At 66.4% G+C, this 10,775-nt stretch carries 12 protein-coding genes, 1 tRNA gene and 1 pseudogene; 5 read left to right on the top strand and 9 right to left on the bottom strand.

Annotated features, from left to right (window positions below; genetic code table 11):
- Positions 1–541 precede the first annotated feature (541 nt).
- Together QH195_RS15055 and QH195_RS15050 are read right to left on the bottom strand one after the other, a co-directional pair.
- The gene (locus tag QH195_RS15055) at positions 542–1,219 is read right to left on the bottom strand and encodes a VTT domain-containing protein (RefSeq protein ID WP_280424336.1); all 678 of its coding nucleotides are present in this window, start codon (positions 1,217–1,219) and stop codon (positions 542–544) included.
- A 128-nt stretch (positions 1,220–1,347) separates the two neighbouring features.
- Positions 1,348–1,827, bottom strand: coding sequence for a hypothetical protein (locus QH195_RS15050; RefSeq protein WP_280424335.1), 480 nt, complete (start codon positions 1,825–1,827; stop codon positions 1,348–1,350).
- Positions 1,828–2,689: 862 nt separating this feature from the next.
- Here QH195_RS15050 and QH195_RS15045 point away from each other — a divergent pair.
- On the top strand, positions 2,690–2,824 hold the full coding sequence (locus QH195_RS15045; RefSeq protein WP_280424319.1) for a hypothetical protein: 135 nt from the start codon (positions 2,690–2,692) through the stop codon (positions 2,822–2,824).
- Here QH195_RS15045 and QH195_RS15040 read toward each other — a convergent pair.
- On the bottom strand, positions 2,812–3,258 hold the full coding sequence (locus QH195_RS15040; protein WP_280424318.1) for a nitroreductase family deazaflavin-dependent oxidoreductase: 447 nt from the start codon (positions 3,256–3,258) through the stop codon (positions 2,812–2,814). The two genes, QH195_RS15045 and QH195_RS15040, sit on opposite strands and share 13 nt — an antisense overlap.
- Positions 3,259–3,395: 137 nt before the next feature.
- Here QH195_RS15040 and QH195_RS15035 point away from each other — a divergent pair.
- Together QH195_RS15035 and QH195_RS15030 are read left to right on the top strand one after the other, a co-directional pair.
- A tRNA-Ile gene (locus QH195_RS15035) sits at positions 3,396–3,469 on the top strand.
- Positions 3,470–3,727: 258 nt separating this feature from the next.
- Positions 3,728–4,681 (top strand): GNAT family N-acetyltransferase, encoded by a 954-nt coding sequence (locus QH195_RS15030; RefSeq protein ID WP_280435818.1) that lies wholly within the window; start codon positions 3,728–3,730, stop codon positions 4,679–4,681.
- A 118-nt stretch (positions 4,682–4,799) separates the two neighbouring features.
- Here the strand turns inward: QH195_RS15030 and QH195_RS15025 are convergent, their stop codons facing one another.
- The 4 genes and pseudogenes from QH195_RS15025 to QH195_RS15010 all read right to left on the bottom strand — a co-directional run bounded on the left by QH195_RS15025 (position 4,800) and on the right by QH195_RS15010 (position 8,322).
- Positions 4,800–5,546, bottom strand: a complete 747-nt coding sequence (locus QH195_RS15025) for an SAM-dependent methyltransferase (RefSeq protein WP_280435817.1) — start codon at positions 5,544–5,546, stop codon at positions 4,800–4,802.
- A 27-nt stretch (positions 5,547–5,573) separates the two neighbouring features.
- Positions 5,574–6,083, bottom strand: a complete 510-nt coding sequence (locus QH195_RS15020; RefSeq protein ID WP_280435819.1) for a GNAT family N-acetyltransferase — start codon at positions 6,081–6,083, stop codon at positions 5,574–5,576.
- Between the two features lie 351 nt (positions 6,084–6,434).
- A pseudogene (locus tag QH195_RS15015) lies at positions 6,435–6,845 on the bottom strand (class I SAM-dependent methyltransferase); the annotation flags it as partial.
- A 580-nt stretch (positions 6,846–7,425) separates the two neighbouring features.
- Entirely contained in the window at positions 7,426–8,322 is an 897-nt protein-coding gene (locus QH195_RS15010) for an oxidoreductase (RefSeq protein WP_280435816.1), read from the bottom strand.
- Between the two features lie 65 nt (positions 8,323–8,387).
- Between QH195_RS15010 and QH195_RS15005 the strand changes: the two genes are divergently transcribed.
- Positions 8,388–8,987: a TetR/AcrR family transcriptional regulator gene (locus QH195_RS15005; RefSeq protein WP_280424314.1), complete on the top strand. Its 600-nt coding sequence runs from the start codon at positions 8,388–8,390 to the stop codon at positions 8,985–8,987.
- A gap of 24 nt (positions 8,988–9,011) precedes the next feature.
- On the opposite strand, the gene QH195_RS15000 is transcribed toward QH195_RS15005, so the two are convergent.
- Complete coding sequence (locus tag QH195_RS15000) at positions 9,012–9,407, bottom strand: nitroreductase family deazaflavin-dependent oxidoreductase (RefSeq protein WP_280435815.1); 396 nt, start codon at positions 9,405–9,407, stop codon at positions 9,012–9,014.
- A gap of 126 nt (positions 9,408–9,533) precedes the next feature.
- Complete coding sequence (locus tag QH195_RS14995; protein ID WP_280435814.1) at positions 9,534–10,148, bottom strand: maleylpyruvate isomerase family mycothiol-dependent enzyme; 615 nt, start codon at positions 10,146–10,148, stop codon at positions 9,534–9,536.
- 70 nt (positions 10,149–10,218) lie between these two features.
- On the opposite strand from QH195_RS14995, the gene QH195_RS14990 reads away from it, so the two are divergent.
- Positions 10,219–10,775, top strand: a 557-nt coding sequence (locus tag QH195_RS14990; RefSeq protein WP_280435813.1) for a MerR family transcriptional regulator, incomplete at its 3' end; no start/stop codon positions are given.

The raw sequence follows: 10,775 nt of genomic DNA, 5'->3' as shown, positions 1-10,775 counted from the left end.
AGGGTCCCGTGGGCGCCCACTAGTTCGCGCGCGCCCGGGGGGGGGTGGTTTTGGGCTCGGGTGGTGTTTGGTTGGGGGCGGCCCCCGCTTTGTTGTTGTGTGAAGTCCTGGGCGTACGGTTCGCCGGGTGGGCTGCGTCGTTGTGTATGAGCAGGTAGCCGCGCCGCCGGGCGAGAACGCCGCCGCGGGGCGCCGCCTATCGGAGAAAGAGACCGAGCGGGTCGAACAGGCCGCCGGGAGACACCGGGAACGGTGCGGGACGTCAGGTCGCGAGCTCCGCCCCGGTCGAGCCGAGGGCGACCGTGAGCAGCCGGGCGCCGGCACTTACCGGGTGGTGGAAGTCGCGTGGCCGGGTTGCGGGAGATGTACGTCGCATGCGACGCCGGGCCGCAGGCGAGGCGCTGTACAAACCTCGGAGACGGCCCGGTCGCGACATCCCCGGCAGCATTCGTCGTGTGGCGCGGCGCTCTCGCGCCTCCGGCTCGCGGCCATCGAGATACCGGCAATCGCATTCGCGCTGAGCACCGCGGTGTGCGGTGGATCAGGCGGCGGAGTGGTCGACCGGTTCGTCGCTGCTCTCCTGCGCGTTACCCTTCGCTCGTCCCGACCGGTACCGCTTGAACACCTCCCACACGATGGGCAGCACCGAAACCGCCACGATCAGCAGGAAGATGAGGTCGATGTTGTCGCGGACGAACTCGATCTGCCCCAGCAGATAACCCAGCATCGTCACACCCGCGCCCCACAGCACACCACCGAGCACGTTGTAGGTGAGGAATACCGAGTACTTCATCTTCGCCGCACCCGCGACCAGCGGAGCATACGTGCGCACGATGGGGACGAACCGGGCCAGCACGATGGTGATCGGCCCGTGCTTCTCGAAGAACGCATGCGATTCGTCGATATAGGCCTTTTTGAAGATCTTCGCGTCGTTGCTCTTGAACAACGCCGTTCCGCCGCGTGAACCGATCAGATACCCGACCTGATCGCCTGCTATCGCCGCGATCGGGATCAGAACGAGTAGCACCCCGATAGGTGCGAAAGGTTCGATTTCGGCTGATTTGGACGCGGCGATGAGGCCCGCCGTGAACAGCAGTGAATCACCGGGCAGCAGGGGAAACAGCAGGCCCGATTCGATGAACACCACGAGAAGTAGGCCCAGCAACACCCAGGTGCCGAACGAATTGAGCAGATTGACCGGGTCCAGGAAACCCGGCATCAGGGCAAGTTCGGTGGTGACCGCTGTGGCGGCTGAGTAACTCACCCCGCCGAAGATACCGCAGAAGAATACGCTCCCTGTTTCCGGATTGCCCGTTTCGGGCGGTTATCGCGGAACGGGAGCCGGATCTAATGCCTGCCGGCGCGTTCCCGCAGCGTCGCCTCGATCCGGGCGACTCGCGGTGCCGGAATGCCCCATGGGTCCGGCAACCCCAGCCGGGAGTCCAGATCCCACAGCACGCACTCCTCACCGGGCCGGGCGACCAGTGACCATGCCACCACTGTCCGGCCCAGTCGACCGGCCGTATCGGCCGGCTCGGACCCGGCCGGTTCCGCTCCCTCGGGATGGTGGTGCAGGAACTGTCCATAGGCGCGCTCGCAGAATTCGGCATACCGACGCGTGCACAGGATGAATCCGTGCCACGCCTCGTCGACCGCACGGGACGGCATCCCGATCACTTGGCCCTCGGCCAGCGCCGGGCCGCAGCAGCGCAGCCATTGCCGTAAACCGGTGGCGACGAGGTCCCGTGGTTCCCACGGACAGGTCTTGTAGACGGCCTCCGGAAGTTCGAGTTCGCGGACCGCGAGCTCCACGGCAGCCGGCTCGATACCGTGGCGGTGGCGCCGGGGGCGGGCGAAGGTGAACACTCCGTCATTATCCGGATTGTCCCGGGTACCGGTACCGGCTGTGCCGGCCCGGCGACCGGGTTCGGTATCGCTGCTCGCTGTCAAGCCCTCCGGCCGGAAGGGTCGATGCGCCAATGCTGTTCGTCGGTACCGTGGAGTGATGGAACTGGTGCTGGGGTTTTTCTTCTTCTTGATGCTGGGGTTGCTCTGCGTGGGTGCGATCGTGGGAATCGTCCTCGCGATCAGCAAGGCCGGTTCCGGCGGGCGCGGGGGAAGCCGGGCGCGTCGGGGTGGGTATTACGCGGGCGGTAGCTACTTCGCAGGCGACAGTGGTTCGGGTGGCTGGAGTTCCGGCGACGGTGGGTCGAGCGGGGGAGACGGCGGGTCCGGCGGGGGAAGTGGCTGCGGTGGCGGCGGTGGCGGAGGCGGTTGCGGGGGCGGAGGAGGCGGCGGCGGCTGACACGAAATCGATGGCGATTGCAGCGGTTCCGCGGACGAGAAATGGCTGTTACCGATAGTTGCGTGTAATATTCGACGCGACAGGGTTGTGGATACGATCCGGCTCACCGTGCATGCCGTTGAAACCGGTTGCGGCTCTTGCGGTTTCGATCCGGCCTCGGCGCGCCACGCCGGGAATTATATCAATTTGATATACGATGGAAACCCACTTTTCCACAGAATGTTCGTTGGGCGCCGAGCGTGTCTCAAATTATGCGGCCGTGAAGTGATTTTTGTGAAGAATTTCGGATTACTTTCGAATTGACTTCCAAATCAACGTAATTCATGAACAGGCATAGACCATTCCCGGGTGCAGCGTTCACCGGCCACCGTTACTGTGCGTGCCGTGGTTACCGCATTGGTAGTACTCGCAATCCTGATTCTCGTTGCCTCCGTAGTCCATCTCGCCAGCCGGCCACCGGAGGAACTCGTCTCGCGCAGAGCGCGGGTGCGGGCCGGATCGGATACCTACTCCGACTGATTCGCCACCGCGGGCGAAAGCACCACCACCGCAATCGGACGCCGGGTCTTCTTCTGGTACTCGCTGTACCGGCCCTTGTTCACCGCGTCCACCAGCCCCCAGCGGCGCGCGTACTCCGGATCGCCGGGCAGAGTAGCCCGGGCCACCACCGGAAACGCGCGCCGCCCCACTCGAATCTCACATTCCGGCCGCGCCCGCACATTCGCCAGCCACCCCGGCGGCCGCGGCGACCCGCCGTTCGACGCGGTCACCAGATAGTCCGTTCCGTCCTTCGCATACGTCAGCGCCGAGGTTCGCGGCAACCCGGTCTTACGCCCCACGGTCCGCAGCAGCAGCGTCGGATTCCCGAACAGCAACCGATGACCCACCAGCCCGCCGCTCTTCTCGTAGATCCACTGATGCGCCTGCAACGCCCGCACGAACAACCCGGCCACACGCCCTCCTCCGGTCGGCAACATCCCCACCCTAACCACCCCGCGCGGCACCCCACCGAGCACCGCACCCTGGCCTGATTGGCCCCCGTCGACCCAACCGGGTACCATCCCACACCTGCGGCCCCTGGCCGCGACGAGGGGCGGTAGCTCAGTCGGTTAGAGCCGTGGACTCATAATCCATTGGTCGCGGGTTCGAGCCCCGCCCGCCCCACAAACGGCACTCGACCAGCGCAAATTCCGAACTCGGCAGCCGAGTCGATCCTGAACGGCACTCCGGCAGCAATAGATTGTGCCGGATCGCCGAGATCTACCGGCCGGATACGCCGACGGGTTCCATGCGGGATTCCTCGGCCGGGCCGGCGAAGCGGCCGGTGCGTGGTCGAACAGTCCGATAAGAAAGCCGCGTCGATTCTGCCCACGACTTCTGTGACGTGGTGGGATGGCAGTTCATCAGCGACGGGAGGCAGTCATGAGCTCGTCAACGGGAGTCGTATCGGTACGCCCCATGGTTCGAGCGGATCTCGACGGTGCCGACGAAATCTGCCGGATCGCGTTCGGGACCGCCCTCGGCGTACCCGACCCGAGCACGACCTTCGGATCCGCTGATCTCGTCCGTACCCGCTGGGCGGCAAATCCGGACGCCGCGTTCGCCGCTGACATGGACGGCCGGCTCGCGGGATCGAACTTCGCCGCACATTGGGGCAGCGTCGGGTATTTCGGACCGCTGACCGTGCGGCCGGATCTGTGGGACCAGGGCATCGGCCGGCAGCTGATGGAGCCGATCATGGATTGCTTCGAGACGTGGAATACCCGCCACGCCGGCCTCTTCACGTTCCCGAACAGCCCGAAGCATCTGGAGCTGTACCGCCGGTACGGTTTCTGGCCCCGATTCCTGACGGCCGTGATGGGTAAACCCGTGGCCGGCGTGCGCGGTACGCCGCCGCAGACGTACGCATCGGTTGCCGCCGCGCAACGCCCCGAGTACCTGGCGGCGTGCCGGGCACTGACCGACAGTGTGTACGAGGGGCTGGACCTCGAAAGCGAGATCCGGTCCGTGGACACACAGGGCATCGGCGACACTGTTCTGCTCGAGGGCGATACCGGGCTCGACGGCCTTGCCGTCTGCCACCTCGGTCCGGGTTCCGAAGCGGGCGACGGTGTCTGCTACGTCAAGTTCGGGGCCGTACGACCGGGCCGTGATGCCGCGAACCGCTTCGAGGGTCTCCTCGACGCCTGCGAGCAACTCGCCGTCACCCGGGGCCTCGAACGGGTCGACGCGGGGATGAATCTCGCTCGTGCCGACGCCTACGGACGCATGATCGACCGCGGGTACCGCACCGGGTTACAAGGGGTGGCCATGCACCGTCCCAACGAGCCCGGTTACAACCGGGCCGACACGTACGTGATCGACGACTGGCGCTGACTTTCATACGTGCGCGCCGGCCCCGGTCCTCCGCCGGGAACAGGCGGAATGCGGCAGTAGGCCGGCTGTTCCGCGTGAGGCCGGATGGCGTGCATTCCGGCCCCACGCGGGTTCCGGGTCAGCGCTTCATCAGGGCGAAGACTCCCCAGCCGAGGTGCTCACGCAGGTAACGCGTGTAGCTCGCGGGTCCGGTGTCGAGATTCTCCCGCACCTCGGGGGCCAGTTCGTCGTCCGGGTTCTCGTCGAGCCATCGGCGCATGGTGAGCCACTGTGCTGCGGTGTACCGGTCCCAGCTGTCCTGGTCGGCCGGCATCATTTCCACAACGTCGTACCCGAGCCCCTGGAATTGCCCGATCAGGTCCGGGAGTTCGAGGTAGTCGGCTATTGCGGTGGCGTGGCAGGCCCTGGCGGTCTCCTCGTCCGCGGGGGTCCGTCGCCAGTACGGCTCCCCGATCAGCATCAGACCGCCGGGGCGGAGGCTCCGGTCGAGGAGCTCGACCGTCCCGGCGACACCGTTGCCGATCCACGTGGCGCCGACACAGGCGGCCAGATCGACCGGTTGGTCGGGGATATGTCCGGCGGCGTCACCGTGGATGAACTCGACCAGGTCGGCGACACCGAGCTCGGCGGCGCGGGTCCGGGCTTGTTCGGTGAAGACCGTGCTGATGTCTACCCCGGTGCCCGTGATGCGGTGGTCTCGCGCCCAGGTGCACAACATTTCACCCGAGCCGCTGGCCAGGTCGAGTGCTCGTGTCCCGGGCGTGAGGTGGAGTGATTCGCCCAAGGCGGCGAGCTTGGTCACGGTGAACGGGTTGTGGATGCGGTGGTTGCTCTCGCGGATGGTGAAGATGCGGGGAAGATCCATGACCTGATTCCTTTCCGTCATGCCTTGTCAGACGCCGAACGCTGCCGGGTATGCGATGGCGCCGCTGGGGACCGGTCGGGCGCTGTGCAGGGCCAAGGCCATCATGGCTTCATCCGGGGCATCGAAAGGTGCGTGGATCCCGAAGCGGGACGCCGGGGTGAAACCGAAACGGGGGTAGTACTCGGCGTGCCCCAGGACGACGACCAGGTTCTCGCCCATCGCTCTGGCCGAATCCAGGGCTGCGCGGATCGCTGCGGAACCCGCACCTGTTCGCTGGTATTCGGGTCGGACTGCGCAGGGGCCCAGCGCCAAGGCGGCTGCACCGCCGACGAGGCAGCGGGTGAGCAGTGCATGCCCGACGACCTCGCCGGTAGCAGTGGTGGTGATCATGGACAGCCCGTCGATCCACGCATCGGGATCGGCGCGCAGTGCGTCGACCAGGTCGGCTTCCTCGGAAGTGGGGAAGGCGGTGAGTTCGACTTCGCGGATTGCCGGGATATCGCCGGTGGTTTCGGGCCGGGTGATCCAGGTGCTCATGGTTGTTCCGTTCGCGGTCGTCGCGGTGGTGTGGTCATCGGGGCGCAGGATGTAGGCGGCGTATCGGTAGTCGCGGCCGTGCTGGTTGCGCATGGTGATTTCTGTTTGCAGTGCGGTGAGTGCCTCGCGCATTCCCGGGCGGTCCGCATCCATGCGGCGCATTCGCTCGGTGAGCGGGGTGTAATACTCCTGCCACCAGTCGGTTTCCGGCAGCGGCCAGTGCGCGTCCACTCGGTACCCGGCCGACCGTGCCGCATCGGTGTTGCCGGCATGTGTGCGTAACCGACATGCCGCGTCCCAATAGGCACGGACCTCGGCGCCGGGATCGGTACCGGTCCATTCGATCTCGGTGATCGCCAGTACACCTCCGGGTGCCAGTAGCCGCCGCCAAGCCCGAAGCGCTGTGTCGAAGCCGACGGTGTAGACCGAGCCTTCGGCCCAGATCGCGTCGAAGCTGTGATCGGGGAAGGGCAGCCGGTCCATCGAATGGTTCAGCACCGAGATCTGCCCGCTGAGTCCTCGGCGTGCGGCTTCGGCGGTAAGTTCCGCGAGATACGGCTGATGGAGATCGACCGCGGTCACGATCGCACCGGCTTCGGCTGCCAGCAGTAGTGCGGCGGCTCCCGGGCCGCAGCCGGCATCCAGGATCCGCGGGCGCGCGGGAAAAGGCCCGGCGGCCGCGAGCAGTCGCCGTGTCGTAGCGTCCGAGCCCGGCCCTTGCCTGGTCAGGCCGTCGTGCAATGCGAATAGAGCTTCGGTCACCGCGCCGGTGCCGGAGCTGGACGCGTTGGTGCCGGATGAGGAAGAAGACAACGTAGAAACCCTTGAACAGGGACCCCGGAATGCGCCGGCCGCCGCCCGCGGACATACGCCGATAGTGCGGAAAAGCCGGATCAACCCGGGATCCGGAGATGAAGTGACCTTGCGGGCAGGCCGAGCGGCTTCGGTATCCAGGGCAGAGCTGCGGAGGTTTCGGCCACTTCAGGGCCGCATACCGCCACGATCATGGGGATGCCACAGGAAACGCAGGCACCGGGACGTCGTCTCGGCAGGAAGCCGTGAACTCACGGCGAGAGAGACGACTACGCGATGCAGTCGGGCGCGCTCGGCGCGGGCGGGGTCACAAAACACCTCTTCCAAGGGCATACAGCCCGTATCGGAGAATCACTCGCCCGAAACTCAATCACAAGGGCGGAGCCGAGTTCAATTGTTTTTGCAGGAGGCCCTCCGCGCCGGTGCGGCCGGATGGTGGAATCGCGACGACTATCTGGTTCGAGCGGTGGCAGCGCAGGCGGACGAGCCGGCGTGCTCACCAGCCGCTTCGATGGATAGTGAGGCATGCTCAGGGTGCTCGAAGAGCGTGTTGTGGAAAGGCAACTCCGGTAAGCGATTCGGAGACGTCCCAGAGGCGCTGCGCCAGTGCGGTATCTCGTGCCTTGGCGGAGCGGCTCACCAGCTTCGGTGCGCCGCGTCCTTCCATGAAACCGCTCGGCCCCGCGTAGCTGCCGCCCGGGATATCGGCCACCGCCGCGTACAGCGTGGGTAGGGCGCCGTCCTCGTCGCTCTGGGCGAGCAGTGTTGCTGCCTTCTCGGTGAGGCGGGTCGTCAGTCGTCGGCTGCCGGAGCTCAGAAGGTTGGTGGCTGCCATGCCGGGGTGGGCGGCGGTCGCGAGGATCGGGGAGCCGGCGCGGGTGAGCTTTCGGTGGAGTTCGGCGGTGAACAGCAGGTTCGCGAGTTTGGACTGGGAGTAGGCGGGCATCGCCCGGTACGGTTTGCGCTCCCAGTTGAGGTCGTCGAAATCGATGGAGCCCGTTTTGTGGCCGTTCGAGGAAACTGTGACAACTCGTTCGCGGATCTGCGGGAGCAGTAGGTTGGTCAGGGCGAAATGGCCCAGATGGTTTGTGCCGAACTGCAATTCGAAGCCGTCGGCGGTTCGGGTGAGGGGTGGGATCATCACGCCCGCGTTGTTGATCAGGATATCGACGGGTTCGGTGAGGTTTTCGGCGAAGGCGCGGATCGAGGCGATATCGGCCAGGTCGAGCCGGCGGACTTCGACATTGCCGGTCATCGTCGCGGCGGCTTCGTAGCCCTTCTCGGGGCTGCGTACGGCGAGAACTACTCGGGCACCCTTGGTGGCGAGGGCACGGGCGGCGGCGCGGCCGATCCCGCTGTTCGCGCCGGTGACGACGACCGTGCGACCTGTCATGGCGGGGACGTTGGAAGTGGCAAATGTTGTCATAGCCTACAAAGTAGGCGATGGAAACAATGTTGTCGACGGAAACCGCGTTTCGCTATCGTGGCGCCATGCCCGACCAGACTGCCGAACGGCCCTATCATCACGGCAACCTCCGGACCGCGTTGCTCCACGCGGCCGAGCGCAGCCTGCGGGAGCGCGGCTCGGACCAGCTGTCACTGCGCGATCTGGCCCGGGAGATCGGCGTCAGCCACGCCGCGCCGCGCAGGCACTTCGCGGACCGTCAGGCGTTACTCGATGCGCTCGCCGAAACCGGATTCGCCCAGTTGGATACGGCGCTACGTAGCGAGTTGGCAGAGGCGGGCGACGACTTTCCCGCGCGCCTGGTGGCCGTGATGACCGCCTACATCCGCTTCGCGATCGGTAACGCTGCGCTCCTCGAGCTGATGTACGCCGGTAAGCACCGGCCGGGTGCGGAGCGGATCGCCGCGGCGGCCGCAGAACCGTTCTCGCTGATGAACGATCTGGTCGTCGAGGGGAAAGAACAGGGGATGCTGCGGGCGGGAGACACCCACCAGCTCGGACTGGTCCTGTTCGCGACCCTGCAGGGTATTGCTTCGCTCATCAACGGCGAATTCGTCGAACCCGGGATGCTCGACGAACTCGTGGAGACCGCGGTCGGGCAGTTCCTGCGCGGAGCCGGGGCGTAGACGTAGGGCAGCTGTGGCGATGGTTCAGTCGATCCGGAACACGAGGATTCCCGCGATCCGGTTGCCCAGGCGGGCGAGGCGCGGCACATCCGTTGCCGCCTCGCGGGGGCGGATGATGCGGGGGTCGCGCAGTGACGCGGTGGTCCGGCGGTGGCGCAAAACGGCTCGGCCCGCGGCGATCACATTCCGCGCCCAGTCGGTTTCGCCGTGTAGTAGGACCACCGCCATCACGTTGCCCTTCCGGAATACGCAGACCGGGGTTTCGTACCGCTTGCCGGATTTCCGGCCGGTATGTACCACTACGGCGTAGCCCGGCAGTGCGGGGGCCAGTTGTCGCATCCACGGGTTCACGTACCGGAAGCCGATCCGATCGATCCATTTCGGGAAGACGTACGGCAGTGGATCCGTGGAGCTCGACATTTCGATCAGTCTAGGAACCTGGGGTCGGTCGAACATCCTTCTGTGGAGGGAGATCCAGAACTCGATGGCGTCCGGTAGCCGAAGGGGGCCGTGCCGAAACGCGCTGTTCCACTTCGCGCACGTGGTTTACGGGCGCAGGCCGGTTACGGATTTCCGGCCGGTGACCAGTAGCAGCAGGTCGGCGATCGGGGCCCGCACCGGTGTGCCCGTGCCTACGGACCAGTTCGTGTCGGTCGCGGTCAAACGGTGGCCGGCGAGTGTGCGGCGGGCATGGAATGGCCAGCCCATCTGCCAGACCCGGTCGGCGGACCAGCGTGCGGCATCGGTCGGCATATCGCGGTGGATTCCCAAGGGGGCCGCGATGTCGTGGCCGTGCACCAGTAGGTCCATCAGCCGATCCACGGCGTTGGTGGCAATCGGTTGGTGGCGGAGTCCGGTGATCGCGCGGAGTTCGGTGATCAGGTCTTCGGGTGATCTGCGGCCGGCGTAGCGGATCGCGGTGCCGGAATTCATCCGGGCGATACTGCCGCGCGCGAGCGCGGTCTGCCACAGCAACCAGGGGAGCTTCGCCTGGGAGGTGAGCAGGATGTGGGCGACCACATCGCGGATCCGCCAGCCTTCGCACAAGGACGGGTGGTCCCACTGGGCTTCGGTGAGTTCCTGCAAAAGGTCGGCGAGGTCGGCGCGTTCGGCGGCAACGGCGCTCCAAGCGAGTTCTTCGGTGGTGTCGGTGATGTTCATCGGCGGGCCTCCTGTGCTGGGACGTTTCCGGTAGCGTAGGAATTCCAGTCGGGTGGAGGTTCCAGTGGTTGTGACCTACATCACGTCGAATATGGTGGGTATCGGGGAAGCATCCCGGCGCACCGGCGTCCCGGTGCGGACCATCCGTTTCTATTGCGACGAGGGGATTCTGGCGGCGCATCGCACGAGCGGTGGGCATCGAATGTTCACACCGGATGCGCTCGACCGGTTGGTGCTGGTGCGGCAATTGCGGGCAGTGGGTCTCGGGTTGGCCGCGATTGCCGACGTGCTTGCGGGAGTGCGTACGGTCCCCGAGGTGGTCGCGGTGGAACGTGCCGCGGTGGAGGCCGATCTCGCTGCGCTGTCCTGGCGGCATGCGGTGCTGGTGGCGATCGAACAGGCCGATGAACCGCGGATGCTCACGGCACTCACGGCGGTGGCCGGGCGCGCGGCGGGGCGCGGCGCCCGCAGCGACAAATGGGGGCGGGGCCAGGGCGCCCAGGCCCCTGCGCCTGATGAGTTGGTGGCGCCCGCGCCCCGCGTCCGGCGGCGCCACCGCCGTGAGTGCCGTGAGCATCCGCGGTTCATCGGCCTGTTCGATCGCCACCAGCACCGCATGCCGCCAGG

Source organism: Nocardia carnea (genome assembly GCF_029868855.1).
GTDB lineage: Bacteria > Actinomycetota > Actinomycetes > Mycobacteriales > Mycobacteriaceae > Nocardia > Nocardia carnea_A.
This window is presented reverse-complemented; position numbering and strand designations above follow the sequence as displayed.

Bases quoted from the DNA above. Each gene is read 5' to 3' on its own strand.
- QH195_RS15030 (WP_280435818.1), top strand. From the start codon at position 3,728: ATGAGCTCGTCAACGGGAGTCGTATCGGTACGCCCCATGGTTCGAGCG.
- QH195_RS15000 (WP_280435815.1), bottom strand. From the start codon at position 9,407: ATGTCGAGCTCCACGGATCCACTGCCGTACGTCTTCCCGAAATGGATC.
- QH195_RS15055 (WP_280424336.1), bottom strand. From the start codon at position 1,219: ATGCCGGGTTTCCTGGACCCGGTCAATCTGCTCAATTCGTTCGGCACC.
- QH195_RS14995 (WP_280435814.1), bottom strand. From the start codon at position 10,148: ATGAACATCACCGACACCACCGAAGAACTCGCTTGGAGCGCCGTTGCC.
- QH195_RS15010 (WP_280435816.1), bottom strand. From the start codon at position 8,322: ATGACAACATTTGCCACTTCCAACGTCCCCGCCATGACAGGTCGCACG.
- QH195_RS15025 (WP_280435817.1), bottom strand. From the start codon at position 5,546: ATGGATCTTCCCCGCATCTTCACCATCCGCGAGAGCAACCACCGCATC.
- QH195_RS15005 (WP_280424314.1), top strand. From the start codon at position 8,388: ATGCCCGACCAGACTGCCGAACGGCCCTATCATCACGGCAACCTCCGG.
- QH195_RS15020 (WP_280435819.1), bottom strand. From the start codon at position 6,083: ATGAGCACCTGGATCACCCGGCCCGAAACCACCGGCGATATCCCGGCA.